Here is a 26863-nt window from a genome sequence, read left to right on the forward strand (position 1 = left end):
ACATGCACCTCTAATTTTATTCATTTTTTCTGGCTATCATACATACCCATTCACCCATATGAAATGTTTCTAAAATGCTAAACCCATGTTTTTCCATTTCTAATTGAACATCCTGCTCTTTCGTTTGAATTATTCCTGAAGTAACAAATAAACCACCTTGCTTTAAGTTATTCCAGGCATCCTCAACAAATCGTACAATGATCTCAGCTAATATATTGGAAACGATTATATCCGCCTGAACTGTTACATTATGAAGCAAATCATTTTGCTTGGCTATTATTTTATCTTCTAGTTTATTAATCTTCATATTAATTTGCGTGCTTTTCACCGCAACGTCATCTAAATCATAAGCATAAACTTTACTTGCACCGAGTAAGACAGAGGCTATACTTAATACACCAGAACCACAACCGACATCTATAATTGTGTCCTTTTTGTTTATATATTGTTCCAATGCCTGAATGCTTAACATCGTTGTCGGATGTGTACCTGTACCAAATGCCATGCCAGGGTCAAGCTCAATAATAAGTTCATCTTCTGATTTAGGTTCATATTTTTCCCACGTCGGGGCTATTGTAACCTTCTCTGAGATTTTTACAGGTTTATAATATCTTTTCCAAGCTGTTGCCCAATCTATCTCAGAAACTTCACTAAAAGTAATATTGTTTTGTCCAATATCTATATTGTAGGAAGGTAGCTCATTAATAGAATCCTTTATTACTCCAATTATTTTATTTAGAAACTCGTCTATAGGTAAATAAGCTTTTATGAAAATTCCATCTTCAGGGTACTCAGCAGGATTTAGCTCATAAACTTCGCCAAAAAAAGTGTCTCGTTCTTTGACTAAATCCAATGGATCCTCTATTACAATCCCGTTTGCTCCATTGTTATGCAGTATATTTGAAATTGGTTCGACAGCTTCATTGGTTGTATGAATACACATTTCCGACCATTTCAATAGGAACCACTCTCTTCTATATGAATTAATGATAGTAGGGGGAGCTTGGAAACACTTTGATTACTCCCCTTTAAATGCCTCTTTAAATCGCTTGAAAAGAGAGCTGCTATGATCGTCCGTTGATTGATTACCGCCAATTGCATTAAACTCTTTTAAAAGCTCTTTTTGTCGTTTATTTAATTTGGTTGGTGTGATTACCTTCACTTGAATATGTTGATCCCCGTGCCCATATCCTCGAACATTTGGAGCTCCTTTTCCTTTTAGACGGAACACTTTACCTGTTTGCGTTCCAGCAGGGATTTTCAGCATTACTTTACCGTGTACAGTTGGAACTTCTACTTCATCGCCTAACGCCACTTGGGTGAATGTCAAAGGTAGTTCACAATGAATATGGTCCCCATCACGCTCAAAAAATTCATGGGCTCTTACTTGAACTACTACAAATAAATCTCCGGCAGGGCCGCCATTTTTTCCGGGCTCCCCTTTTCCAGTAACACGAATTTGCTGCCCTTCATCGATTCCTGCAGGGATAGAAATATGAATTTTTTTGTTTTTCTTCACTTTTCCTGTACCACTGCATTTTTTACATTTTTCCGGAATAATTTTACCTGATCCATTACAGTGGTGACAGACGCGACGATTTACAACCTTTCCAAACGGCGTATTTTGTTCTACGTTTAACTGTCCTGAACCATTACAATGCGTACAAGTTTTCACTTTCGAACCAGGTTTTGCTCCTGAACCATTACAGCTTTCACAATTTTCTTCTTTTGGAAGAGTAATATCTACTTCTTTTCCAAAAATGGCTTCTTCAAAATCAAGCACCATTGTGTACTGTAAATCGGCTCCTTGTTGTGGTGCGTTTGGGTCACGTCTACGACCACCACCAAAGAACATATCGAATATATCACCAAAGCCGCCAAAATCCTGTGCACCGCCAAAACCGCCAAAACCTTGTCCTTGAGCACCCGCATGACCAAACTGGTCATATTGAGATCGTTTTTGATCATCTTTTAATACTTCATAGGCTTCTTTTGCTTCCTTAAATTTATCTGCAGCATCCTCTTCTTTATTCACATCAGGATGGTATTTTCTAGCTAGCTTTCGATAAGCTTTTTTAATTTCATCCTTTGAAGCATCTTTGCCAACTCCAAGGATATCATAATAATCACGCTTACTCACTTGTAAATCACTCTCCCCGACACACTATTACATAAATGTTATCTTATCATTTTTAAACCTTTGATAGCAAATGAACTTTAAAATATTCTAGGCTGTAAAAAAGTCAAAGCCAAGGAAATCCTGACTTTGACTTCATTATCTTAAACAATGTTTAATTGTTACTTATTTTCATCATCGTTGACTTCTTTATAATCTGCATCAACTACATCGTCGTTATTCTCTTGGTTTCCTTCACCTTGATTTGCTTGAGTATCTTGTGCCATTTGTTCATATAGTTTCACTGACAACTGTTGTACCTGCTCTTGTAAGGCTTCTTTTTTCTCTTTGATTTGATCCATATCATCAGATTCCAGAGCAGATTTTAAAGCCTCTTTAGCGTCTTCAGCTTTTTGTTTCTCTTCATCTGAAACTTTATCTCCAAGGTCTTTAATTGTTTTATCAGTTGTAAAGATTAGCTGATCCGCCTCATTGCGAAGATCGATTTCTTCACGGCGTTTTTTATCTGCTTCAGCGTTTTCCTCCGCATCTTTTACCATTTGGTCTACTTCTTCATCTGATAGACCAGAAGATGACTTAATTGTTATGGATTGTTCTTTATTGGTGCCCATATCCTTAGCTCTTACACTTACAATACCGTTTGCATCAATATCGAAAGTAACCTCGATTTGTGGCACACCTCTTGGTGCTGGTGGAATATCCGTTAATTGAAAGCGACCTAAGGTTTTATTATCGGCAGCCATTTCACGTTCGCCCTGAAGCACATGGATATCAACCGCAGTCTGGTTATCAGCAGCAGTTGAAAATACTTGAGATTCACTTGTTGGGATCGTTGTGTTACGTTCAATTAATTTCGTAGTAACACCGCCCATTGTTTCAATACCTAATGAAAGTGGCGTAACATCTAGTAAAACGACATCTTTTACATCACCTTGAAGCACTCCGCCTTGTATTGCAGCACCTAAAGCGACAACTTCATCTGGGTTAACTCCTTTAGATGGATCTTGATTTATTTCACGTTTAATAGCATCTTGTACTGCAGGTATACGAGTAGAACCACCTACTAAAATAACTTTGTCAATTTCATTAGCAGCTAAATCTGCGTCAGATAATGATTTACGAACAGGTGTCATTGTACGCTCTACCAAATCAGAAGATAATTCTTCAAATTTTGCACGTGTTAAACTCATTTCCAAATGTAGCGGTCCAGCTTCTCCAGCAGTGATAAATGGCAATGAAATTTGGGTTTGTGACACACCGGACAATTCCTTTTTCGCTTTTTCAGCAGCATCTTTCAGTCGTTGTGTAGCCATTTTATCTTGGGAAAGGTCTATACCATTTTCTTTTTTGAACTCTTGAACCATATAATCAATGATTACTTGGTCAAAATCATCCCCACCTAAGCGGTTGTCACCTGCTGTTGAAACAACTTCAAATGTTCCATCACCAATATCTAGAATAGAGACGTCAAAAGTACCTCCACCTAAGTCATATACTAGAATAGTTTGATCCTGATCATCTTTGTCAATTCCATATGCTAATGCAGCGGCAGTAGGTTCATTAATGATACGTTCTACTTCAAGCCCGGCAATTGTACCTGCGTCTTTAGTAGCTTGGCGCTCTGCATCATTAAAATATGCCGGAACAGTTATTACTGCTTTTTCAACACTTTCTCCAATATATTCTTCTGCATATGATTTAAGGTGCTGAAGTATAATAGCTGATATTTCTTGCGGTGTATACTCTTTATCTTCAATTTTTATTTTATAATCTGTTCCCATATGACGCTTAACAGACTGAACTGTATTTGGATTAGTGATAGCTTGACGTTTAGCTACTTCTCCAACTTGCCTTTCTCCATTTTTAAAAGCAACAACAGATGGAGTTGTGCGGTTTCCTTCTGGGTTGGGAATTACAACAGCTTCCCCACCTTCCATTACGGACACACATGAATTTGTTGTTCCTAAGTCAATACCGATTATTTTGCTCATAATCATTTCCTCCTTCATTACTTCAACAAGATGTTTATTTATTTACTTTAACCATAGCAGGTCGAATAACGCGATCTTTAAGGATATAGCCTTTTTGCAATTCTTCAACAATAATATTAGATTCAAATTCTTCCTCTTCTACTTGCATGACACCATGATGTAAATTAGGATCAAATTCTTTTCCAACAGCTTCTATTTCTTCTACTCCTTGCGATTTCAAGGCTTCTTTCAGTTGATTATAAACCATTGTTATACCTTCAATTAAACTTGCTGTAGCATCAGTAACCTCCACTTGTAAGGCTCTTTCAAAGTTATCAATTGCGGGCAATAATTCATTTACTATATCCTGAGATTTATATTTAAGGCTTGCTTCCTTTTCTTTTTGGGAGCGTTTCTTAAAATTATCAAATTCGGCTTGCACACGAAGCATCTGACCATAAATATCTTCGTTTTCCTTTTGCAAACGAGCGATTTCTTTTTTTAAATCTTCTGCTGATTCTACATTTTCCTTTTCCCCTGAATCAACTACTTCAGTTTCTTCTTTTTCGGCAGCATCTATATTTAAATCTTCGTCTTTATCAGTTATTGCTTCATTTGCTTTTTCATTCATCATTAAACACCTCCAATATACAAAATAACCACGTTAGACTATATCACGAATTGTAATTGAAATAAACTAAAATCTTCATTTGTTTTGTCTAAACCACAAATATAGAGCTTCAGTCATTTCATTCGATAGAACATTTAACAATGTAATTACTTTTTGATATTCCATTCTTGTTGGTCCAAGTAATCCTATTGTTCCCAATTGATCATCACCTATTTGATAGGATGCAGTAATTAGACTAAAATCTTTAATTGCATCTATTTTGTTTTCATTCCCAATAGTAACTTTCAAACCATCTGTCGCATTTTTTAATAGATTCGCTATCTCCTCTTCTTTTTCCATCATTGTATAAAAAGAACGAATTTTATCAACATCGTTAAACTCAGGCTGCATTAAAATATTAGATTTTCCGCCTATATATAGTTTGACTGGCTGTTCATAGAAGAACACAGCTTTTAAATAGTCATAAGAGGTTTCAAAGTCATCTAAATACTGTTGCATTAAGAAAACTATTTCGGTGTTTATCATTTCAGGCAAATGAACAATTGGTACGTCATATAGCCGTTCATTAAGTATGTTAACCATTTTCTCCATATCTGTTGCATGGATCGCAGCCGGAAGGGAAAATGATCGATGCTCTACATGACCTGTGTTTGTTATTAAAATAGCTACGGCTACATGTGGTGATAATGTAAAGATTTGAATTTTTTTTAATCTGGTTTCATAAATTTCAGGTCCTAAAATAATGGACGTGTAGTTTGTTAAATCTGACAACACTTCAGCCGACATCTGAACGATTTGTTCAAATTCTAAAAAGTCTTCCTTAAAAATATGTTTAATCAAGCTCACGTCTTTGTGTTTAACAGTTGGAGTTATTAAATGATCTACATAATAACGATATCCTTTTTCGGAAGGAACTCTGCCTGAAGACAAGTGCGTCTTTTCCAAGAATCCCATATCTTCCAAATCCGCCATTTCATTTCTAATCGTGGCTGCACTATAATTTATGTTAGTTTTTTTAGAAATCGCACGTGAACCGACAGGTTGTGCAGATGCGATAAAATCATCAATAATAACCTGTAGAATCAATAACTGCCTTTCTGTTAACATATAATCACCTCTGTTAGCACTCTTTTGTACTGAGTGCTAATAATAAATTATCAAATGATGTTTTTTTTGTCAACGGACATGATTTATCCGTTTTTAGTATACGATAACCTGTATAAACACTATGAAAAATATGCCGTTTATATAGAAAAGAAACCTTGCTTCAAATGTTTGTAGCAAGGCTTCGATATTTGCAGCTTTAATCATCATCCATTTTTAGCACAGCCATAAAGGCTTCTTGAGGAACTTCAACTGAACCGACGGTTTTCATCCGTTTTTTACCCTCTTTTTGTTTTTCTAATAGTTTGCGTTTACGTGTAACATCCCCACCATATAGTTTTGCGGTTACATCTTTTCGTACTGCCTTAATGTTAGATCGAGCAGCGATTTTGTTTCCTATAGCTGCCTGTACGGGAACCTCAAATTGCTGTCTTGGAATTAGATCTTTTAATTTTTCAACAATGTGCTTACCACGCTCATGTGCGAAATCACGATGAACAATGAAGGACAATGCATCAATCTTTTCAGAGTTAAGTAAGATATCCATTTTAACCAGGTCAGACGGCTGATAACCAATCAGTTCATAATCGAAAGAAGCATATCCTTTCGTTTGTGATTTTAGTTGATCAAAAAAGTCATAAACGATTTCAGAAAGTGGAATCTTATAAATAATGTTGACACGGATATCATCCAAGTATTTCATATCAACAAACTGCCCTCGTTTTTTTTGTGATAGCTCCATAACAGCTCCCACATAATCTTTTGGAACCATAATGGTGGCTTCTACAAATGGTTCCCGGATTTCTTTTATCTGTTGTGGGTCTGGCATAAATGATGGATTATCCACCTCTATTAATTCGTCTTCAGCCTTCTCTACTTCGTAAACTACACTAGGGGCAGTAGTGATCAGCTCAATGTTAAATTCCCGTTCAATTCTTTCTTGAACAATCTCCATATGTAAAAGACCTAAAAACCCACAACGAAATCCAAAACCGAGAGCTTGGGATGTTTCTGGTTCATATTGCAAAGCTGAGTCGTTTAATTCTAATCGTTCAAGAGCTTCCCTTAAGTCATTGTAATTATTTGAATCAATTGGAAATAAACCGCAGAATACCATTGGATTTAATGGTCGGTATCCTGGCAAAGGCATTTCCGCTGGATTGTCAGCTAATGTGATCGTATCACCGACTTGAGTATCACCGACTGTTTTAATTGATGCTGTTAAATATCCTACATCGCCTACAACTAATTCATCTTTCTTTTCGGGCGTTGGTGTAAAAACACCTAGTTCATTTACTTCGAATTCCTTCCCGTTGGCCATTAACATGATTTTGTCGCCAACTTTTACAGATCCTTCTTTAATACATATGTAGGCAATCACTCCGCGGTAAGGATCATATAGCGAATCGAAAATAAGCGCTTTTAATGGTTGTTCTATTTCCCCAACCGGTGGAGGGACTGCCTCTACAATGCGTTCCAAGATGTCTTCGATGCCTATATTAGCTTTTGCTGAAGCTAGCAAAATATCACTTTTGTCAACACCGATTACATCTTCTAACTCTTTTGTTACAGCATCAACATCTGCGTTTGGAAGATCAATTTTATTAATAACAGGAATAATTTCTAGTTCGTTATCTAGCGCAAGATACACATTCGCCAAGGTTTGTGCTTCAATGCCTTGGGCTGCATCAACAACTAAAATTGCACCTTCACAGGCAGCAAGACTTCGTGAGACCTCATATGTAAAATCTACATGTCCAGGTGTATCGATCAGATGGAATATATATTCTTCACCGTTCTTACTTTGGTAATGAAGTTGAACGGCATTTAATTTAATAGTAATACCCCGCTCTCTTTCTAAATCCATTCCATCAAGGAATTGATCTTTCATCTCTCGCTTCGATAACGCTTTCGTATTCTCTAAAATTCGATCAGCTAAAGTGGATTTCCCATGGTCAATATGGGCTATGATCGAAAAATTACGTACATGTTTTTGTTTGTTTTCCATTCGTGTCGTTCACTCCTATATATCTAATAAGGATAAAGACTAAGCTAAGGTACCTATAACAAATGGTCCCTTTGTATGTTTGAAATTAGTTTTTGCAGTCTATTTATCAACATAAAAAGCTACTAACAACTAGGTTGATTATAGCAATTGAACTATTTAGTTTCAAGATTTAGAACATATATAAAGTAATCCTTCTCCCAAATGATCTATGGCGGGAAAAGGATTATTTGCTAAATAAACAACTGTGATATCTGGTATAATATTTGTACGATTATTTCATAAAATCCTTTGACCCCTGCTTCTAAAACAGATGCCGTTTTTTGAGTCAAATGGTTATCTGGCTCTACGTCAGCCGTAGTTGTTTCATCCGCCTCTTCGATCTGTAGAATTCGCTCTTTTTCTATAATTTCACCTTCATCCATCTTCTCTTCTTCATGATTCACTATTCTCTCTGTATCCGTCTCCACAGGTTTTGAAGCGATTTGTCCCCGGTCTATTCCAAACAACATACCCGCTAAGAAAACAACGATTAACATTAGAAAAACGATAAATGAACGTACCATAAGCTATACCTCCGTTTAGTCTGCGTCTACTTTTTCAGCGTCCCAATAATAGTCACTAAACACTTCTGCAACAACATCTGCTGTACGGTATAATTCTTCAAAAGTATTTTCATAACCACCAAATTCAATTAACAGAGCATTTTCAGACAAATCCTGGTTAAAGATGCCGTTTGTACCAGCACCTTCTTTTGTAATTACTCCTTTACTCAGACCGGGGTACTTTGCTTCTATAAGTGAATTCAACTCAGTAGCTACCGCTAGGTTTTTCTCATAATCGTCATAGTCAGCTCCAACAACAAATAAAATCTGTGCATAAGATTCACCATTGATTTTCTTTGTTGTCTTATCTCGTGGCAAGCTGTCTCGGTGTATATCAAATACATATTGAAGATGCTTGTTTGAAGCTACAGCTTCTTCTACTATACTTCTTGAAGCATCATAGGACTGTCCGTATTCCCATTCTTTTTCTTTTAAAATATTCATTACATCTGTATTATTTACATTCGTTCCAATCCCGTTCGACTTTAACTTTTTGGCAATCCTATCACTAACCTTTGTAATATTCACCTCATCATGATGCGCTTGATTCGGATCCGTTACATTTGGCAAGTGTGGTAAAAAAGATTCCCGTGTATGCGTATTGTATATAAAAACAGTGTCTTTTTCTCCTGTGCTTTGGTTTGCTTCTTTATTTTCATCTTCTCTATCAGACTCTTCTTCAGATGGTTCATCCAATACAGCTTCTCTATCTTCTAATACATCTTCTAAAGGTGGAGAGGATTCCATAGCCAGATTTGTGTAATCTGTTCCTTCACCAGCAACAATAACCTTACTTCCGAAAGATGAGAAACCTGGTAACTCCTGCCCTAGCAAACTGCTGGGATCAGAAGGCTTTATGTTCGTAGCTATTTGAAATAAAGTAGTAGATAACTTTGGAAGTTTTTTATCTTTTGGAAAAGCTTCCTTAAAAATTCTATTCTCTGTCCCCATCAAATACAGAAACGTGGAACTATCTATATCACTTGTCCATCTAGTAATGGTGTCGGATGAAAAACGATAAGCTGGTTTAATTGTTGTTAATATACCAATTGAAATAAATAAAACGATGATGCTTATCAGATACAATCCGCCTTTTTTATAAAAAGGATTAAACCGCGTCATTCTATATTTTTTATTATATTTTACAGACATCGTTCCACCCTTTCTAAAGCTAGTTTGATTCTATAGTAAAATCTATGTCTAAACTTTAGATGGTAGAACAAAATCTTTCTTTTTTAATAGAAGATTACGTTAATTATCTAGTATAAGATGCGAAATTATCAACATCCACCTTTTCATGTAATGCAGCATTAATACCATTAGCAACCACATTAGCCATGTCGACCATAAAACCATCCACTTCTTTTGGAGTAACCATCATATTATAACCAATGGGACTTAATACTTCAGTAATCAATGATCTTTTTTCCTCTTCGGATAAGCCTCCTACGATCCCAAGAAAGGCTTTTCGTTGTTCTTCATCGGGAAGGTCCTCTTCTTTTAGCTTTTTGTGACCAAAGGATAAGGAAGCGGGTGCTAAAGCCTTTGATGGCTGGTCTCTTTCATTCCATTCTCTGCCAAAATGCTTTAACAAGAAATCGATTGTATCACTAGTAATCGTGACTGCATCTACAACTGTTGGTACGCCAATTGCAATGACTGGAATACCTAGTGTATCCTGACTTAGTTCTTTGCGTTTATTACCCACACCTGAACCTGGGTGTATCCCAGAATCAGATAATTGTATTGTTTCATTTATACGTTCTATTGACCTTGAAGCAAGAGCATCAACAGCAATAACAAAATCCGGTTTTACCTTCTCTACGATCCCAAAGATAATATCACTTGTTTCAATTCCGGTAACACCCATTACCCCCGGAGTCACTGCAGAAACGGAACGATAACCCTCCGCAACTGTTTCATGTTCCAATTTAAATAAATGGCTTGTTACGAGAATTTTTTCTATTGTCATTGGCCCAAGTGCGTCAGGTGTCACATTCCAGTTGCCAAGTCCGACGATTAATCCAGTACTACCTGAACTTATATTATTCTTTTTTAACAACTGTTCTAACTCTCCAGCTAACACTTTAGCTGCCTTCTCCTGTAGCTTCGTATCTTGTTTTTTTACACCATCCGCATAAATGGTTACGTAGGAACCAGGTTTTTTTTCGAGCAATTTGGCTCCTTTTTCATTTATCTCTACATAAGAAATGTTAATATTCTCTTTTACTTGCTCTTTTACAGTAACACCTTGTATCTGCTTGTTATCTGTGTGCTCATTTTCAACATACATATTCTTAGCTTCAACAGCTAAATCCGTTCGTACTTGTTTGTGCATATGTTCACGTTTTTTCATTCCTCATTCTTCCTTTCATGCGTATTACTACACTTTATAATAGCGTTCACAAATTAATGGAAATTTATGTATAAGATAGCAGAAAAATATATGTAGATGAAAAACAGTTTTTCAGTGGCGTTGGCGGGTGAATTAAAATTGAAAAGAATCGAATCCTTTGATAAAGTATCCTATATGGTGAACTTTGAGGAGGTGAAACGATGGCTAATATTAAATCAGCTATTAAACGTGTTAAAACAAACGAAACGAAACGTGAAAATAATCGGGTGTTCAAATCAGCAATGCGTACACAGATCAAACATGTTGAAAACTTAATTGAAGAAAATGATGCTGAAAATGCAAAAGCAGCATTAGAAAATACAATCAAACAAATTGACAAGGCGATACAAAAAGGTGTAGTCCACCCTAACAATGGAAATCGTCAAAAATCACGTCTAAAGCAAAAAATCAATCAACTGGGTGCTTAAAATAAACGATTAGGAGGAGCGACTGCCTCTTATATGATTTCTGTTCGTCAGACCGGAGGTTTGTCTTGAGCTTCCATCAGATTCTACATCACTGTAGATACCCTTGCTTTTAATTATGTGCTTACCACTACATGGCGTTAGAGTTCGCGCATGCTGGGGGCACTAAAAAACGATCCCTAGGTAGGATCGTTTTTTCTTTATATTTATTTAACTAATTCATACAATAGTAATTCAAAAACTAAATCTTTTTCCATTTGCCCACGCTTCATCGCGGAATCTGCATCTGCCAATTGGTCCATGATATGCTCGAGCTTTTGTTTTGAGAATTGTTTTTCCCGACTGAGTGCAATTTTGATAACATAAGGATGGGCCCCTATCTGTTTTTGCATTTGAAATTGACTATATCCTTTTTGTTTTAAAAGTTTTACTCGAAAGATCATGCGAAATTGAAAAGCCAGCAAAGCAATAAGAGCAATTGGCTCTTCTTTCATTTTTTCAAGATCTTTAAAAATGGTAATTGCTTTATGTAAATTACGTTCAATAACCGCATCAACCAGTCTGAGAGAGGTGCTATTCGCTGTAGGTGCGATTAAGTCCTCGGCTATTTCTTTAGTAACTGTTCCTCCTTCCCCAACATACATTGCCAGTTTGTTTAGTTCGTTTTGCATCAGATTAAGGTCAGAGGCCAGTTCCGCATCAAAAATTTCATAAACATCGTGATTAATGGTGATTTTTAAACTGTTTGCAATGTTTGTTATCCACTTATTTAATTCATGATCTTTGAGTGGATTACATTCAACAACTGCTGCTTTTTTCCTTAAGAATTTACTTATTTTTTTCCTTTCATCAATCTTCTCGTATGGAGCAGTTAATATAAGAACCGAGTAGTCAACAGGATTATTTACGTATTGCTGTAAAGCATCTAAATCATGCTCAAAGGGTAATTTATCTGGTTTTGCTTTTAAAAAAACGGGATTTGATGCGATGATTAGCTTCCGATCGCCGAAGAAGGGATACGTCTCAACGTCTGAGATTACTTCCTGAATGGGTACCTCCTCTAAATCGTATGTAGATAAATTTTCATTCTCTTTGTGCCCTATTACTGTGTTACTGATATGTTTTTTTAGGTTTTGTATGAAATAAGTCTCAGATCCATATAATAGAAAAATCGGACTTATTTCTTTATTTTTAACCTGTTTAAAGACCTCTAAATACGACATGATATTCACTCCATTGTTTAGCTATAACAATGGTAAAACGGAAAGATGAGAATAGCAAGTAATAATTTAGAGGGAAACGCGCACCTCATTCATTTCCCTCTATAATCTATATAAACGCTTAAAATTCAGCCCCGGGATACTAAATCTTAAACGGTATTTGATTATTAGTTATAGATTGACCATTTTTAATAAAAGTATAGCTGTTAACTCTTTCTAAAAATAACGATGCATAAGGACGTAGTTCTTGAAGAAATTTAAGACCAAAAGTAGATTTTATTTCCGTTTTATTTTATACTTGAAATGGTATAGGAGGGATAGATATGAACGAATTTGAAAACGATGTCCAATCGAAAAATAATGACGTCAGCGATTCCATTATCGGGTTTGTTACTTCATTTGTATTCTTTGTTGTACTTTTTGCTATTGGTGCTATTATCAATGTGGTGGCTTAACTTACAAAAATATCTTCTATAACAAAGAGACTGATCATGAGACAGTCTCTTTGTTTATTGTTTTTGTATTAACCGTCAGCCCCTGCACTCCCATCTTATGGTAAAAACTTATAAAATGTTCCTTCCGTATTTTTATATCGAAATTGAACTGCACCATCTAAATCAGTTCGAAATAGTTGTACCTTTTCTTTTTCAAGTATTTCCAATACATCTGCACTTGGATGTCCATAGGTGTTTTTTTTTCCAACTGATATAAGTGCATAGCTTGGATCTAATTGATTGACAAATATTTTACTTGTTGAGGTTCTGCTTCCGTGATGGCCGACTTTTAAAACATCAATGGCTAGATTTTGGTATCGATCTATTATTTCGTTTTCTGAATCTTTTCCGCTATCCCCAGTAAAAAGCCAACTCATACCACCAAACTTTGTATATAAAATTAAAGAATTCTCATTTGGAGATTTCATATCTTTCGTTGGACCAATCGTTTGAAAAACTTGCCCATTTATATCAATTTTATCGTTCAATCTCCTAATATGTGTCCCGTACTCCTTCCATAATTTTACTGTTTGACGATCGAGCTCATAGTAATCACTAATAATGACTTCCTTTACTTTCATATCTCTAAGTATATATTCAACACTTCCCATATGATCAATATCTTCATGGCTCAAAAAAATAGCATCAATATAATTAATTCCTCTGGAATATAAGTATGGTTTAATTATTTGTTTATATACTTTGTCAGATGACCCAAAATCGTTAAAGGTAAAATTCGCTCCTGCATCAACAAAAATTACTCCTTTTCGATAGGGCAATTCGATAACAAATGCATCACCTTGTCCGATATCTAGCATTGTTACAGTTCCAATTGGAGATAAATATGGACGAAAAGCCAAACATACAATCAATAAGCTTATACTGCATCCATAGGTAAAAGCTTTAGGATGATTAGCACTTTGAAGATACTTCATAAGCATAAAAAATAAAACATAATATAAGACTGTAGCTACGATTGGCATATTGCCAATAATCCATGGATAATCTGCATGCTTATCAATAAGTGTGACCAAATGTATAAATATCGAATGGATGTGAACAAAAAAATAGTCTAAAAATTTAACGATTGATACTGGAAACGGTGAGAGAAACAAAAAAATAAACATTAAAGGAATAACAAATATTGAAAAATAAGGAACTACGATGACATTTAATAAAATTGATAGTGGTTGAAAAGTGGAAAAATAAGAAAGTTGCAGCGGTAAAATCATCATCTGGGATACAAAACTTATCTGTAATAATTGAAATATGGATGAATTAGATTGTGCAATCCAGTTTTTTGATAAAATCAATCCAAATGTAACGATAAAAGATAATTGAAAGCCTACATGATAAACGATATATTTATCAAAAAGAATAAATAAAAGAAAGACAATGCTTAAAACGTCAGTATAATTAAATTTTAATTTAGCTTTGTTTAGAATAATAAAAATCATGATGGATAAACTGGCACGCCAAACGGATGGTTCTCCCCCAGCAAGTAATGCATAAAGAGGTAAGAAAAAAATCATGATTAATTTAGCTTTTTCCTTTGTCAGTATATTTAACTTGATAAGCAAAAAATACAAGAGAGCTACTACTAATCCAACGTGCAGACCGGAAATAGCAAGTATATGTGAGAGATTCCACCTTTGAAATAAATCTACAGTCTGCTCACTTATAAACGAATCGTCTCCTAATACGAGAGCGTTTAGCCAACTGCTCGTTTTTTTACTATACTTATCATTTACATAATTTAATAAATTGTCTCTCAGAGTAAAAATTTGGTTAAGTCTTGACCCTCCATGGCATTCAATATCATCGAAAGATTGAAGAATAATTTGATGAGTGATTCCTTGTTTTAGTAAATAAGTATGAAAATCAAATTGACCAGGATTAGTGGTTTGTTCTGGAAGCTCTAATTCACCGTGAACGATACATTTTGCACCATGTTTTATCGAGGTATGCTTTAAAAAGCTTTTAGAAGAACTTTTTTCATCCGGAAAGAAAATGACGGAGACTTTGTTTTGGGTTTGTCTTTCTTGAAATAGAAATTCAACTTTATTAGAAGTTAACGATATGGGACTGGTAATTTTACCACTATGGGAGGTCTCTTTGGAGATCATATCATTTCGGGGCATATCCACATCAATATTGGGTATATATACCCAATAAAAGAGAAAGGAAATAATGGACATAATTATTGGGATTGATCCTAATTTTCGATAATAATACAAATACAATAACCATAAAAAAAATCCAACAATAAACCAATTAGTTTTAAAATATATTGTTAAAATACTTACAACTACTGAAAATGCTGCAAAATGCCAGTATCCTCTCATACATTACTCACCTGCATTAATCGTTCTTCTACAAATATTTTATGAAGTTCTTAGCAGAGGCCCTTCACTTTTTTAAGCGAAGGATCTCGTCCTATTTTGATTGACTATATGGTGTGAAAAGCTGTTTCGCCTGTTTTTTTAACACGCTTAATTCCTGCTCATTTGTATTTAATTCAAGTTTTTCAAGTAAATGTTGTACATATGCTGATTTTTCTTTATATTTTGTATCAACTGCCAAATAATTCAGCTCTACTTTTTTCGTTTCCACACCTGCTTCCTGAAATAATTCAATTGCATATGGATGATTTCGGTAATCTTCCGCATAGTATACCGTTTTGATCCCACTTTGAATTAGTTGCTTACAGCATTGCAGACATGGATAATGTGTAACATAAATATCTGCATTATCTGTTGGAACTCCAAATTTAGCACATTGCAATAATGCATTTGCTTCCGCATGTACAGTTCTTACACAGTGTCCATCAATCACATAACAACCTTCATCGTTACAATGAACACTTCCAGAAACACTTCCATTATAACCACCTGCTATGATGCGCTTATCTCTGACAATCGTTGCACCGACCATCAGCCTTGTGCATGTGCTTCTTAGTGCTAATAAATGACTTTGAGCCATAAAATACTGATCCCATGAAATTCGTTCCATGCCTCACTCCCCCTATACCTATATAGTTTACAACTCTTTATTCTAATTCGTCAAAAACTATGGGATTTGCAGTTCATCCTGCAGATTTTCCAGGGTTTTCTCTCCAATCCCGCTTACTTCTAGCAAGTCTTCTGTTGTTTGGAAGAATCCGTTTTCCTCTCTATGTTGTATAATTGCTTGGGCCTTAGCTGGTCCTATCCCGGATAAACTTTCTATTTCTTCTTGTGTAGCTTCATTTATCTTTATTTTATTGCTCTCTTTAGTTTTTTGACTAGCGTCAGCGAGGTGACCACTATCGACTCCTTTTGCGGGAACTTGAATCACCATCTCATCTTGAACCTTTTGAGCCAAATTGACAATGGATTCATCGGCTTTTTTTGTAAATCCGCCCGCCATTTGAATCACATCATTAACTCTTGCATTTACATCTACTTCATATATACCAGGCTTTTTTATTTCTCCTTTTACATCAACAATAGCTAAATTCGATTGTTTATCGCCAATTACAACATCCTGATCATCTTGATCCGTAGCGTCTTTAGCAATTACTGCGTTAAAATCCTCATCCTCTTTCTTTATATCACTATATCACTATCATTTGTCAGAATGAGGAATGTAACAATTGAAACTATTATTATTAATAAAAATAATCCTTTTTTGAGTGGTCTATTCAATGAGGGACACATCCTTTTGAAGAAAATATCATAAGGGTGGGTGAGATAGGTAAGAAGCACGCTTCAAGGGGATCGTGCAGCAGCTTCTATATTTATATTTATTCGACGTAGCTTGTTTATTTCCTTTTTTAAAAAAAAGGATCGGGAAATTTGTATTATCCCGACCTTTTTTCCGCTATAAAGAAAATTCTCTCTGCCTCTTGGATATTTTCATGATGATTTAACGAAAAATCATAGCCTATTTTTAAGTTTTCAAATCCTGCTTTCACTAATAGTTTTTTGTAAAAATCAATTTGATATGTTTTTTGATGGTGATATTCATCAAACCGCTCGTAAGAATTGCCATCAAACGTGAAAAATGTTAAATCATGATGCATTTCTCCAGGTGTGTCTCCTTCTGTACAAAACCATATGTATGAAACATCATCATTAACATCAGCAAAAGTTTGATTGATGCAATTAATTTCAACATGGTGCAGTGAATGGATATCAAAAAGAAACAGGCCGCCATTACTTAATGAATCTGCTACTCGCTGAAAGACAATTTCTAGATCCTTGTCTTCTGTTATATAATTTATCACATCACAATAGCTAACAGCTGCATCTAGATTTGATAATCCCTTCAGTTCCCGGAGATCTTGATGCAACCAGTGGATTGGGAGTTTTTTATCATGTGCTTTCTGTTCTGCATATGCGAGCATGTCTGATGAATAATCAATTCCAATCATATTGTAGCCTTCATCAGCCAATAAAGCTGTTATTTCACCTGTGCCACACCCTAAATCAGCTACATTTTTAATCTTTTTCCCAGATTGTCTAAAGACTTCTTCTGTAAATTGCAGCCACTGATCATAAGGTGCATCCATCATAAGCTGATCATAGACGTAAGCCATCTTTTGATAGACCATATTTATCTTTCTTGACCTATCTGTAAAGGTATTTGTGATGCATCTCCCCATAACCGCTCTAAATTATAATAAGACCGTTCATCCTTATGAAATATATGACAAACAACATCACCAAGATCAACTAAAACCCAGCGTGCTTGTTCGAACCCTTCCATTCTTTTAATAGATGCTATCTCTCGTTCTTCAACGGAGTCTTTAATTGATCGAGCAATGGCCTGTACTTGTCGCTCTGTATTGCCTTCACAAATTAAAAAATAATCTGCAACAAGTGATACCTGATTCATATTTAATGCGACAATTTCCTCTGCTCTTACATTATCACATGCTTCAGCAGCGATTTCTAGAATTTCCTTATTATCCATTTAGTTATTCCCTCCGTTTATTTGTTTTGTGAAAAAATTATAGGCATGAAATGAATCTGGATAAATAAGCGCATTTTTTTTCATTAAAAACTGGATTGTATTCCGAGATACTAGCCAGCAGGCATAATTTAAATTATTGTAGGCTGTTTCTCTAACTTCATCAAGTCCTGGAAAACTTCTCCCTGGTTCAATATAATCTGCTAAAAAAAGAATCATGTCCAATTTGTTCATATTTGCTTTACCAGTTGTATGATATCGAATAGCGCTTTGTATAGCGGGATCAGTTATTCCGTATTCCCTTTCAATGAGTAAAGCCCCAACAGGTCCATGCCATAATTCATGATGATAATCTAATAAGTCTTTTGGGAGATGACTCATTTTGATCCATCTTTTTAATTCTTCCTTCGGCCGATACTTTGCATAATCATGAAAAATGGCAGCGAGTTCGGCCTTTTCATAGGTTTCGTGATAAAATTTCGCTAGCTCAACTGCTGTTTCTGCTACACGCAGCGTATGTTCAAATCGATCTTTCGTCAGATGAGGTTCTACATGTGCTATAGCATCATCAATCTTCATACAATCGCTTCTCCTTTATGTATGTATACACTGAATCAGGTATAAGATACTTTACAGTTTTATTAGCTTTTAATCGCTCTCGAATAAAAGTAGAGGATATTTCTATCAATGGAATATCTATTTTTATAATTGGATATTTAGAGTTCAGGCGAAATCCTGATCTTTTCACTCCAACAAATGTTACCATGTCGACTAGGCGATCAATATTATGCCAATGTGGTAAGTATTCAACCATGTCAGCACCAATAATAAAAAAGAATTTCGCTTCATTAGCCTCTTCTTTTAATGTACTCATTGTATCAAACGTATATGATTTTCCTAAACGATCTATTTCAATTGTACTTACTTTAAAGTTCTTATTATTATAAATCGCTTGCTCGACCATTTGAACACGGTCTGTTCCTTTTGTAGATGCTTCATGCTTATGAGGAGGTTCATAAGTGGGAATAAACCAAACTTCTTCTAGTTCGAGCGCAATACGAGCTTCCTCCGCTATAAGCAAGTGTCCTAAATGAGGTGGATCAAAAGTTCCGCCTAAAATACCAATGCGCTTCATGTTATGCTCCTTTTTTATCTACTTATAGTAGTTTAAGGTAATTGTATTTGCTTATTTTCTTGTGATTCTTTATAAAGTACAATACTGTTTCCAATTACCTGCACTAGTTCTGCTCCAGTGTGTTCAACCAATTGATTAGCTACCGTACCTCTATCATCTAAGCAATTTTGTAATATACTTACTTTTATTAATTCACGTTTTTCTAAGGCCTCCTGGATCTGTTGAATCATGTTTTCATTTACACCTGCTTTACCAACTTGAAAAATAGGCTTTAATTGATTTGCCTCTGCACGGAGATATCGTTTTTGTTTTCCTGTTAACATATTATCTTCCTTCCAAAATATTTTTTAATTGGTCATCCATATCATTGACCGGCATTTTTTGATTCGTCCATATTTCGAATGCATACTGAGCCTGATATAAGAGCATGGTATGTCCGAAATGGATGGATGCTCCTTTAGATTCAGCGGCTGAAAGTATTTTTGTTTTTATTGGCTGATAAATAATATCGCTGACGATACTGCTCTCTTTTAAATTTTCCAGCGAGATAATGCTTCTATCTTCGTTAGGCTTCATACCTACAGATGTCGTCTGAATGATGATATCGTACCTGCCAAGTCGCCGTTCAGCTGAAGTCAATGTCAAAACATTCGTGTTCACGTATGAATGTTTTGCTATTTTCTCTGCACTTTCAGTTGTTCTATTTGCTATGTCTATTTGTTTAAATCCCGAGGAAACAAGCGAGTAATAAATCCCCCTGGCAGCTCCTCCAGCGCCAATAAGTAAGATGCGAGTTGATTTTTGCGTGAACGCTTCAGGATATTTTGCCTCTAATGACCGAACATAACCAATACTATCTGTATTGTAACCAGTCCATTTCCCGTTACGGTTTACAACTGTATTTACGGCACCAATATTTTGTGCTTCTTCATCCACATGGTCTAAGTAAGAAATAATCTTTTGTTTATACGGAACGGTAACATTAAATCCATCTATCCTATTTTGCTTGAATTTCTCCATTTGATCTGCAAAGTTCAGACCGGGATCTATCTCTATAATTGAATATTCACCTTCTAAATTGGAAGCTCGTAAAAACTTTTTGTGAATCCATGGTGATAATGAATGTTTTATTGGATATCCAATTAGTCCCAATTGAAAACTCATCATTTATCCTCCTTACAATAATGATTTTCTGAGGGATGCAGCTAGACCCTTTGGGGTATGAACTGCTACTGTTACATTCCCTTCTGGAATACTTACCCATCCAAGCCCAGGAAAAATAATATCTTTCTTTTTTTCAGTAATACGATAGGTGCTTTCTGTCAGAGGTGGAAGAATTTCCAATGTTTCTAAATCAGGTGGAAACAAAAGGTCACCAATTTGATTTTTGTAGAGTTGATCTGCATTTTCTAATTTCGTACGATGAATTTTTAAATGGTTTGAGAAATAACATACAAAAGGCTGTTTTTCACCTTTTATAAAATCGAGTCTAGCCAAGCCCCCCAAAAAAAGTGTCTGCTGACTATTAAGCTGATAGGTTCTTGGTTTAATTTCTTTGTCCGGCGTTATGATTTTTAAATCATGTTCTGAAACATAATGAGCCATTTGCTGCCGGTTAACAATTCCCGGTGTATCAATTAATGAAGATTTATTATTTAATGGAATGCTAATAAAGCCAAGCGTAGTACCAGGAAAATAGGATGTTGTAATAACATTATTTTCTCCAGTAGATTGTTTAATTAGGCGATTAATAAATGTAGATTTCCCAACGTTCGTCGTTCCAACAATGTAGACATCCCCATTTTTCCGATGATTTTCCATTTGAAATGTTAATTCATCGATTCCTTGTCCTTTTTTAGAAGATATTAAAAATGTTTCTTTAACATGAAGCCCAGCATCCTTTGCAGTAGATTGTAGCCATTGAACGAGTTTTCTCTTGTTGGTAGATTTTGGTAATAAATCAACTTTATTTCCTACAAGAATGATTGGATTATCGCCTATTATCCTTGGCAAGCTTTTTATCAAGGTTCCTTCTACGTCAAATATATCAATAAGATGTACCACTAAAGCATTCGTATCTCTTATTGCACTTACCATGTTCAAAAAATCATCATCCGTTAGGGAAACGTCTTGAATTTCATTATAATGTTTTAGACGGAAACATCTCTTACATAAAACTTCTTCTCTTTTTAAGGCGGATTTAGGGGCATATCCTATACCTTCCTTGTCTTCCGTTTGGAGATGAACGCCACAGCCCTGACAATTTAGTTTTGTATTCAAACCTCATTCCTCCCAGCTTATCTTACCCTGTTTTTGCATATAACGCAGGATTTTTCTTTCGATTATTCGGTTTATCCTTGTAATTTTTTCGTCAGTTTGTACAATAGGAACAACTAATACTGTATAAAATCCAGCACGATTACCACCAAGAACATCAGTTAATAACTGATCTCCAATTACAACAATTTCCTCCTTTTTCAAATGCATCTGTTTGGCTACCGATTTAAAAGCACGTGTTAAAGGTTTCCTCGCACTATATACATACGGGGTACCTAATGGTTCTGAAAATATTTTAACACGTTCTAATTTATTATTTGAAATGATTGTAATCTTAATATCATGTTCTTCCATTCGTTTAAACCATTCGATGATTTCCGGTGTTGCGTCTTTCACATCCCAAGCTACAAGCGTATTATCTAAATCGGTAATTATTCCTTTTATTCCTTTTTGATGTAAAACCTCAGGTTTAATATCAAACACACTTTTTACGTATTCATTCGGTAAAAAATTCTTTAACAATTTACAACACCTCATTGTACAATCTCTATTTCATTAGTATAAAACTATTTTATATGACAATACAGTATTAATCCTATAATATCTTTAACGATAAGTGAATATCAAACTTTGTGTATATATGCTTATTTAGTTGAAAAATGTGCTTTTTCGAGGGACTTTAACAAAAAAACGTTCGACAAATTATGTCATATTTCGCATTGTGGATAACTTTACCCACATTATACAGCCTTATAAAATAGTACTTTTACAACAAATTATTCCTTTATTAACAAGTTATCTACAGGCGTTTGTAGATAACTTGAGTCTTGTTCTACGTTATGAATCATGCTAAATTAGTAGTACATCAATAGAGACGAAAGCAAACTTTAAAGGGGGCTCTATTTATGGAACATTTGTCAGATGAATTGTTGCTGGAATCATATCATAAAGCAAATGAATTAAATTTAAGCCCAGATTTTATATTGCTGATTAAAGAAGAAATTCAAAGACGATGTCTGATGCATAAGATAAAGTGTGCAAATTATCAATCATAAAATCTATGCAAATGGAAATAGCTCTTGTCATTAAAACAATGATAGGAGTTTTTTATTTTTCCTGGCTCTATAATATGTTAAACTAATTTTTGGATTTGCTAATTTCTAGCTTGAAATTCAGGAATTCCACGGTTTGATTTTCCTGTCTTATTCACTTCCTTCTCTCTAATTTCATTTTCCTTGCAAACAATAAATCGATTATATCGTTTAAAATAGAATGGAACTTCATTCTATTTATTGATAAGATAGTAAAGTGTCGAACATTCAATAGGCAATTTTATATTTTAAGGAGGATACCAAGTAAATGATTTTCGCAGTATTAATACCACTACTTTTTGCTTGTTTTGTTCCTATAATCAGCAAAATAAAGCATAAAGTACATACTGGCTTTTTTGTTTTTGTTATACCTTTCATGATTTTCCTTTATTTTATTCGATTTGTTGGTACAGGTTTTTCACCTATTAGAGATACATATAACTGGATTCCATCTTTGGGAATCAATTTTGATTTTTACTTAGACGGATTAAGTTTATTATTTGTGTTATTAATAAGCGGTATCGGAACGCTTGTAGTTCTATACTCCGTATATTATTTAGACACTAGCGAAAGATTAGGACAGTTTTATGTTTACTTGCTTATGTTTATGACTGCAATGCTTGGTGTTGTGTTATCTGATAATGTATTTGTTCTTTATGTGTTCTGGGAGCTTACGTCTATCTCATCATTCTTGTTAATTGGGTATTGGCATTTTAATGAACGTTCTAGATATGGCGCTTTAAAATCGATGCTGATTACGATTTTTGGCGGATTAAGTATGTTTGCAGGTTTTATACTCTTAACAGTTATAACCGGAACTACCAGCATACAAGGAATGATCGAACAAAAAGATATTATTTTAGACAGTACATATTTACCGCTAGCATTAGGTTTTATCTTGTTAGGGGCATTTACAAAGTCTGCTCAATTCCCGTTCCATATCTGGTTACCTGATGCCATGGAAGCACCTACTCCTGTAAGTGCTTACCTCCATTCTGCAACAATGGTGAAAGCAGGGTTATTTTTAGTAGCACGTTTTTCACCAGTATTTTCCGGATATGAATGGTTCTTTATTGTGGTAAGTAGTTTTGGGATTGTTACACTGTGCTGGGGATCTTATATGGCTGTTAGGCAAACAGATCTAAAAGCAATTCTGGCATTCTCTACAATAAGTCAACTAGGTATGATCATGGCCATGTTAGGGTTTGGAACAAAAGTAGCAGTGTTTGCTGCTGTATTTCATATCTTAAACCATGCTACATTTAAAGGAAGCTTATTTATGGTCGCTGGAATTATTGATCACGAAACAGGAACAAGAGACATTCGTAAACTTGGTGGTTTGATTTCCTTTATGCCTATCACAGCAACGCTCGCCCTTTTAGGAACATTTTCCATGGCCGGCGTTCCCCTGCCATTTTTAAATGGTTTTTATAGTAAAGAATTATTCTTTGAGTCAACACTTAACTTAAATGAAGGTATGAATGGGGTCACAAATTTTCTTGTGCAAATCGTACCATATCTAGCGGTATTTGGTAGTATATTTACCTTTGTTTATTCAGTTTACTTTTTCTTTGGTGTATTTACAGGAAAAAAGAATTTAGATAAACTTCCTAAGAAACCACATGAAGCACCGGTTGGAATGCTGCTATCACCAATCGTTTTAGTATTAGGTGTTATTACTATTGGGTTGTTTCCCAATCTCGTGAATGGTTCATTTCTTGCACATGCAGCCCAATCAGTCAATCATGCTTTTGAATACAAAAATATTCAGTTTTGGCATGGTTTTACAACACCACTACTAATGTCACTTATAGTAGTTGGCATTGGTGTTATTTTATATCTTACAAGAACAAAATGGGATGCTGTTTACCGCCTTCTACCTGGAAATTGGAGCTTTAATAAGGTATATAATGTTATTTTGCAAACGATAGATACTTATTCTAATAAAGTTACCAACGCTTATATGAATGGTTCTGTTCGTACGTATATGGCTATTATTCTTGGTACAACGTTCATCGTTACATTGGTATTTTTACTTGTTACCGATGGAGTTACAATCAACTATGATAATCTTGCTGATATTACGATACTCGAAATATCCGTTGTTCTCATTATCACAATAGCTGCTTTAGGAACAATTTTTTCTAATAATAAACTTGCTGCTATTTTAATACTTGGTGTAGTTGGCTATGGTGTAGCTATACTGTTTGTTATTTATCGGGCACCTGATTTAGCATTAACACAATTAGTCATTGAAACAGTAACAGTAGCATTGTTTTTGTTATGTTTTTATCATTTACCACAGCTTAGAAAACGGACAGAATCGATTCGTACAAAAAGCATTAATGCGTCAGTGGCAATTGGATTTGGAGCATTAATGAGCTTAATCGCTATATCGGCCCATAGCAGTAACTGGTTTGATACCATTTCCGACTATTTTTTAGAAACCGCTCTATCTATTGGAGGCGGGACTAATGTTGTCAACGTTATTCTCGTTGATATGCGAGGACTGGATACATTATTTGAGATAACTGTTTTAGGTATCGCAGCTCTTGCTATCTATAGCCTCATAAAGTTAAAAAAGAATGAGGAGGCAGATTAAATGGAAATCATTATCTCCATTTTAGCGGGGATTCTAATTGCTACAGGTGTTTATAACCTATTACAAAAACAACTATTAAGAATCGTTATTGGTACAGGACTGCTGTCACACGGAGCACACTTGTTTATTTTAACAATGGGTAAACTCAAACGTGGACAACCCCCAGTGTTAGAGGATAATATAACCAATTATACAGATCCTTTGCCACAAGCATTAATATTAACATCCATTGTTATTAGTTTCGGAGTGACTAGTCTTATACTTGTACTAGCATACCGAACCGCTAATGAAAATAAGACAGATAATATGGAACAATTAAGGGGTAACGAAAATGAGTAATTTAGTTATTTTGCCAATCATCATTCCTTTAATAGCGGGGATCATCGCAGTTTTTTTAAATAAAAAAGTTGTGATTACCCGAGGGTTAACAAAGATATTCATAATAGCAAACCTGGCGATCGTATCATATATGACATGGATTGTTTTCAATAGTGGATCCATCATTCTTGAAACCGGATCTTGGGTCGCTCCATATGGGATTATTCTTGTAGCTGATCCATTATCTATTGTTCTTGTTTTGACCACGAATATTGTCGCAGCAGCCTGTGCTTTCTATGCGCCATATTCTCTTTCACTAAAAAAAGAACAACACTATTTTTATGCTTTTTATTTCTTTTTAATCTCAGGAGTTTCAGGAGCATTTTTAACTGGAGATTTATTTAACTTATTTGTGTTTTTCGAGGTTCTTTTGATGGCTTCCTATGCACTTATCGTTCTTGGTGGAGATAAAGTTCAATTAAGGGAGTCCATCAAATATGTATTAATAAATCTTTTTTCCTCGATTTTATTTGTTACTGTTGTAGCTTTTTTATATGGTGTAGTTGGTACTGTAAACATGGCACAAATCGCTGAGCGGGTGCAGGAAGTTGAACAAAAAGGAGTCTTAACTGCGATTGGAATTCTTTTGTTCTTTGTTTTTGGTACAAAAGCAGCTCTATTTCCTTTATATTACTGGATGCCGAAATCGTATATTGTCCCTAATCCTGTTATTTCTGCCCTATTTGGTGCATTACTAACAAAAGTTGGAATTTACTCGATACTTAGAGTGTTTACGTTAATCTTTATTCATGAAATTAATTTAACACATGAAATGTTCATTTGGATAGCTGGACTCTCTATGGTTTTTGGAATTATAGGTGCCTTATCAACAAATAACATTAAATTAATTGTTGCGTATAATGTGATTCCTGCAATCGGCTTTATTATCATGGGTATTGGGATTTTTAACCAAGACGCAATAAGTGGGTCAGTATACTACTTAATCCATGATATGATTATTAAATCGGCATTGTTTTTAATTGTAGGTGTAATCGCATATGTGGCTGGAACATCGGATTTAAGGAAAATGAGTGGTTTAATGCATCATTATCCATTATTAGGCTGGCTTCTTTTTGTATCTGCATTTGTACTTGCGGGTATTCCACCTTTTAGTGGGTTCATAGGAAAACTGTTATTATTAAAGGGTGCCCTTACAGACGAAAAAATAGCAATTGTGATTATCGCACTCCTTACAAGTTTGTTAATTCTTTATTCGATCATGAAAATATTTATCCGAGGATTTTGGGGAGAAAAAAATACTACGATGGAATTGGGTAAAAGATCCATGAAGGGATTTATAGGACCCATTGTATTTTTACTTACATTTTCTGTTGTTCTAGGAATTGGTGCAGAATATATTTATCCATCAATTGACACTATTTCGGCATATCTACTTGATCCAGAACAATATATTGATTCTGTTTTAAAGGAGTAATTGACT

At 35.0% G+C, this 26863-nt stretch carries 27 protein-coding genes; 6 read left to right on the top strand and 21 right to left on the bottom strand.

Annotated features, from left to right (window positions below; translation table 11 throughout):
• Positions 1-16: 16 nt before the first annotated feature.
• The 9 genes from prmA to gpr all read right to left on the bottom strand — a co-directional run bounded on the left by prmA (position 17) and on the right by gpr (position 10808).
• Positions 17-958, bottom strand: coding sequence for a 50S ribosomal protein L11 methyltransferase (gene prmA, locus J2Z81_RS02470; RefSeq protein ID WP_029266811.1), 942 nt, complete (start codon positions 956-958; stop codon positions 17-19).
• A 60-nt stretch (positions 959-1018) separates the two neighbouring features.
• A complete protein-coding gene (dnaJ, locus tag J2Z81_RS02475) occupies positions 1019-2140 on the bottom strand; it encodes a molecular chaperone DnaJ (protein WP_029266812.1) in 1122 nt (373 codons plus the stop codon).
• A 158-nt stretch (positions 2141-2298) separates the two neighbouring features.
• A complete protein-coding gene (gene dnaK, locus J2Z81_RS02480) occupies positions 2299-4128 on the bottom strand; it encodes a molecular chaperone DnaK (protein WP_226370643.1) in 1830 nt (609 codons plus the stop codon).
• Between the two features lie 34 nt (positions 4129-4162).
• On the bottom strand, positions 4163-4741 hold the full coding sequence (gene grpE / locus J2Z81_RS02485) for a nucleotide exchange factor GrpE (protein WP_084178938.1): 579 nt from the start codon (positions 4739-4741) through the stop codon (positions 4163-4165).
• A 72-nt stretch (positions 4742-4813) separates the two neighbouring features.
• Positions 4814-5845, bottom strand: a complete 1032-nt coding sequence (hrcA, locus tag J2Z81_RS02490; protein WP_226370644.1) for a heat-inducible transcriptional repressor HrcA — start codon at positions 5843-5845, stop codon at positions 4814-4816.
• Positions 5846-6041: 196 nt separating this feature from the next.
• Positions 6042-7850 carry a translation elongation factor 4 gene (gene lepA / locus J2Z81_RS02495; protein WP_029266819.1) on the bottom strand — a complete coding sequence of 603 codons (1809 nt, stop codon included), beginning with the start codon at positions 7848-7850 and terminating at the stop codon, positions 6042-6044.
• Positions 7851-8080: 230 nt separating this feature from the next.
• A complete protein-coding gene (locus tag J2Z81_RS02500) occupies positions 8081-8413 on the bottom strand; it encodes a hypothetical protein (protein WP_226370645.1) in 333 nt (110 codons plus the stop codon).
• Between the two features lie 15 nt (positions 8414-8428).
• On the bottom strand, positions 8429-9604 hold the full coding sequence (spoIIP, locus tag J2Z81_RS02505) for a stage II sporulation protein P (RefSeq protein WP_051681370.1): 1176 nt from the start codon (positions 9602-9604) through the stop codon (positions 8429-8431).
• A gap of 103 nt (positions 9605-9707) precedes the next feature.
• Positions 9708-10808, bottom strand: a complete 1101-nt coding sequence (gpr, locus tag J2Z81_RS02510; protein ID WP_029266825.1) for a GPR endopeptidase — start codon at positions 10806-10808, stop codon at positions 9708-9710.
• Between the two features lie 200 nt (positions 10809-11008).
• Here gpr and rpsT point away from each other — a divergent pair, with 200 nt between their 5' ends.
• Positions 11009-11275 carry a 30S ribosomal protein S20 gene (rpsT, locus tag J2Z81_RS02515; RefSeq protein ID WP_029266827.1) on the top strand — a complete coding sequence of 89 codons (267 nt, stop codon included), beginning with the start codon at positions 11009-11011 and terminating at the stop codon, positions 11273-11275.
• A 203-nt stretch (positions 11276-11478) separates the two neighbouring features.
• Here rpsT and holA read toward each other — a convergent pair whose 3' ends face one another.
• Positions 11479-12495: a DNA polymerase III subunit delta gene (holA, locus tag J2Z81_RS02520; RefSeq protein ID WP_226370646.1), complete on the bottom strand. Its 1017-nt coding sequence runs from the start codon at positions 12493-12495 to the stop codon at positions 11479-11481.
• 320 nt (positions 12496-12815) lie between these two features.
• Here holA and J2Z81_RS02525 point away from each other — a divergent pair, with 320 nt between their 5' ends.
• Complete coding sequence (locus J2Z81_RS02525) at positions 12816-12947, top strand: YqzM family protein (protein ID WP_029266831.1); 132 nt, start codon at positions 12816-12818, stop codon at positions 12945-12947.
• A 95-nt stretch (positions 12948-13042) separates the two neighbouring features.
• Here J2Z81_RS02525 and J2Z81_RS02530 read toward each other — a convergent pair whose 3' ends face one another.
• From J2Z81_RS02530 to J2Z81_RS02580, 11 genes are all read right to left on the bottom strand, one after another.
• The gene (locus J2Z81_RS02530; protein ID WP_226370647.1) at positions 13043-15331 is read right to left on the bottom strand and encodes a DNA internalization-related competence protein ComEC/Rec2; all 2289 of its coding nucleotides are present in this window, start codon (positions 15329-15331) and stop codon (positions 13043-13045) included.
• Positions 15332-15422: 91 nt separating this feature from the next.
• A complete protein-coding gene (locus J2Z81_RS02535) occupies positions 15423-15998 on the bottom strand; it encodes a ComE operon protein 2 (protein WP_029266835.1) in 576 nt (191 codons plus the stop codon).
• A gap of 57 nt (positions 15999-16055) precedes the next feature.
• Positions 16056-16577, bottom strand: a complete 522-nt coding sequence (locus J2Z81_RS16040; protein ID WP_226370695.1) for a helix-hairpin-helix domain-containing protein — start codon at positions 16575-16577, stop codon at positions 16056-16058.
• A 250-nt stretch (positions 16578-16827) separates the two neighbouring features.
• Positions 16828-17580 carry a class I SAM-dependent DNA methyltransferase gene (locus J2Z81_RS02545; protein ID WP_029270357.1) on the bottom strand — a complete coding sequence of 251 codons (753 nt, stop codon included), beginning with the start codon at positions 17578-17580 and terminating at the stop codon, positions 16828-16830.
• A gap of 2 nt (positions 17581-17582) precedes the next feature.
• Positions 17583-17942, bottom strand: coding sequence for a ribosome silencing factor (rsfS, locus tag J2Z81_RS02550; RefSeq protein WP_029270359.1), 360 nt, complete (start codon positions 17940-17942; stop codon positions 17583-17585).
• Positions 17943-18518, bottom strand: coding sequence for a bis(5'-nucleosyl)-tetraphosphatase (symmetrical) YqeK (gene yqeK / locus J2Z81_RS02555; RefSeq protein ID WP_029270362.1), 576 nt, complete (start codon positions 18516-18518; stop codon positions 17943-17945).
• Positions 18508-19074, bottom strand: a complete 567-nt coding sequence (locus J2Z81_RS02560; protein WP_226370648.1) for a nicotinate-nucleotide adenylyltransferase — start codon at positions 19072-19074, stop codon at positions 18508-18510. Before J2Z81_RS02560 ends, yqeK begins: the two co-directional genes overlap by 11 nt.
• Positions 19075-19106: 32 nt before the next feature.
• Positions 19107-19397: a ribosome assembly RNA-binding protein YhbY gene (yhbY, locus tag J2Z81_RS02565; protein ID WP_029270365.1), complete on the bottom strand. Its 291-nt coding sequence runs from the start codon at positions 19395-19397 to the stop codon at positions 19107-19109.
• Position 19398: 1 nt separating this feature from the next.
• The gene (aroE, locus tag J2Z81_RS02570) at positions 19399-20238 is read right to left on the bottom strand and encodes a shikimate dehydrogenase (RefSeq protein WP_029270368.1); all 840 of its coding nucleotides are present in this window, start codon (positions 20236-20238) and stop codon (positions 19399-19401) included.
• 12 nt (positions 20239-20250) lie between these two features.
• A complete protein-coding gene (gene yqeH, locus J2Z81_RS02575; protein ID WP_029270369.1) occupies positions 20251-21354 on the bottom strand; it encodes a ribosome biogenesis GTPase YqeH in 1104 nt (367 codons plus the stop codon).
• Positions 21355-21357: 3 nt separating this feature from the next.
• A complete protein-coding gene (locus J2Z81_RS02580) occupies positions 21358-21873 on the bottom strand; it encodes a YqeG family HAD IIIA-type phosphatase (RefSeq protein WP_029270370.1) in 516 nt (171 codons plus the stop codon).
• A 383-nt stretch (positions 21874-22256) separates the two neighbouring features.
• Between J2Z81_RS02580 and sda the strand changes: the two genes are divergently transcribed.
• The 4 genes from sda (at position 22257) to J2Z81_RS02600 (ending at position 26857) form a co-directional block, all read left to right on the top strand.
• Positions 22257-22406, top strand: coding sequence for a sporulation histidine kinase inhibitor Sda (sda, locus tag J2Z81_RS02585; RefSeq protein ID WP_029270371.1), 150 nt, complete (start codon positions 22257-22259; stop codon positions 22404-22406).
• A 304-nt stretch (positions 22407-22710) separates the two neighbouring features.
• Positions 22711-25044 carry a Na+/H+ antiporter subunit A gene (locus J2Z81_RS02590; protein WP_029270372.1) on the top strand — a complete coding sequence of 778 codons (2334 nt, stop codon included), beginning with the start codon at positions 22711-22713 and terminating at the stop codon, positions 25042-25044.
• Positions 25045-25383 carry a Na(+)/H(+) antiporter subunit C gene (locus J2Z81_RS02595; protein ID WP_029270373.1) on the top strand — a complete coding sequence of 113 codons (339 nt, stop codon included), beginning with the start codon at positions 25045-25047 and terminating at the stop codon, positions 25381-25383. It abuts the gene before it with no gap.
• Entirely contained in the window at positions 25376-26857 is a 1482-nt protein-coding gene (locus J2Z81_RS02600) for a Na+/H+ antiporter subunit D (protein WP_029270374.1), read from the top strand. Before J2Z81_RS02595 ends, J2Z81_RS02600 begins: the two co-directional genes overlap by 8 nt.
• Positions 26858-26863 lie beyond the last annotated feature (6 nt).

The organism is Virgibacillus alimentarius (genome assembly GCF_017874635.1).
In the GTDB taxonomy this organism is placed as follows: Bacteria; Bacillota; Bacilli; order Bacillales; family Amphibacillaceae; genus Virgibacillus_B; species Virgibacillus_B alimentarius.

Coding starts and splice junctions, on each gene's coding strand:
- dnaK (WP_226370643.1), bottom strand. CDS start 4,128: ATGAGCAAAATAATCGGTATTGACTTAGGAACAACAAATTCATGTGTG.
- grpE (WP_084178938.1), bottom strand. CDS start 4,741: ATGATGAATGAAAAAGCAAATGAAGCAATAACTGATAAAGACGAAGAT.
- hrcA (WP_226370644.1), bottom strand. CDS start 5,845: ATGTTAACAGAAAGGCAGTTATTGATTCTACAGGTTATTATTGATGAT.
- lepA (WP_029266819.1), bottom strand. CDS start 7,850: ATGGAAAACAAACAAAAACATGTACGTAATTTTTCGATCATAGCCCAT.
- J2Z81_RS02500 (WP_226370645.1), bottom strand. CDS start 8,413: ATGGTACGTTCATTTATCGTTTTTCTAATGTTAATCGTTGTTTTCTTA.
- spoIIP (WP_051681370.1), bottom strand. CDS start 9,604: ATGTCTGTAAAATATAATAAAAAATATAGAATGACGCGGTTTAATCCT.
- gpr (WP_029266825.1), bottom strand. CDS start 10,808: ATGAAAAAACGTGAACATATGCACAAACAAGTACGAACGGATTTAGCT.
- rpsT (WP_029266827.1), top strand. CDS start 11,009: ATGGCTAATATTAAATCAGCTATTAAACGTGTTAAAACAAACGAAACG.
- holA (WP_226370646.1), bottom strand. CDS start 12,495: ATGTCGTATTTAGAGGTCTTTAAACAGGTTAAAAATAAAGAAATAAGT.
- J2Z81_RS02525 (WP_029266831.1), top strand. CDS start 12,816: ATGAACGAATTTGAAAACGATGTCCAATCGAAAAATAATGACGTCAGC.
- J2Z81_RS02530 (WP_226370647.1), bottom strand. CDS start 15,331: ATGAGAGGATACTGGCATTTTGCAGCATTTTCAGTAGTTGTAAGTATT.
- J2Z81_RS02535 (WP_029266835.1), bottom strand. CDS start 15,998: ATGGAACGAATTTCATGGGATCAGTATTTTATGGCTCAAAGTCATTTA.
- J2Z81_RS02545 (WP_029270357.1), bottom strand. CDS start 17,580: ATGGTCTATCAAAAGATGGCTTACGTCTATGATCAGCTTATGATGGAT.
- rsfS (WP_029270359.1), bottom strand. CDS start 17,942: ATGGATAATAAGGAAATTCTAGAAATCGCTGCTGAAGCATGTGATAAT.
- yqeK (WP_029270362.1), bottom strand. CDS start 18,518: ATGAAGATTGATGATGCTATAGCACATGTAGAACCTCATCTGACGAAA.
- J2Z81_RS02560 (WP_226370648.1), bottom strand. CDS start 19,074: ATGAAGCGCATTGGTATTTTAGGCGGAACTTTTGATCCACCTCATTTA.
- yhbY (WP_029270365.1), bottom strand. CDS start 19,397: ATGTTAACAGGAAAACAAAAACGATATCTCCGTGCAGAGGCAAATCAA.
- aroE (WP_029270368.1), bottom strand. CDS start 20,238: ATGAGTTTTCAATTGGGACTAATTGGATATCCAATAAAACATTCATTA.
- sda (WP_029270371.1), top strand. CDS start 22,257: ATGGAACATTTGTCAGATGAATTGTTGCTGGAATCATATCATAAAGCA.
- J2Z81_RS02590 (WP_029270372.1), top strand. CDS start 22,711: ATGATTTTCGCAGTATTAATACCACTACTTTTTGCTTGTTTTGTTCCT.
- J2Z81_RS02595 (WP_029270373.1), top strand. CDS start 25,045: ATGGAAATCATTATCTCCATTTTAGCGGGGATTCTAATTGCTACAGGT.
- J2Z81_RS02600 (WP_029270374.1), top strand. CDS start 25,376: ATGAGTAATTTAGTTATTTTGCCAATCATCATTCCTTTAATAGCGGGG.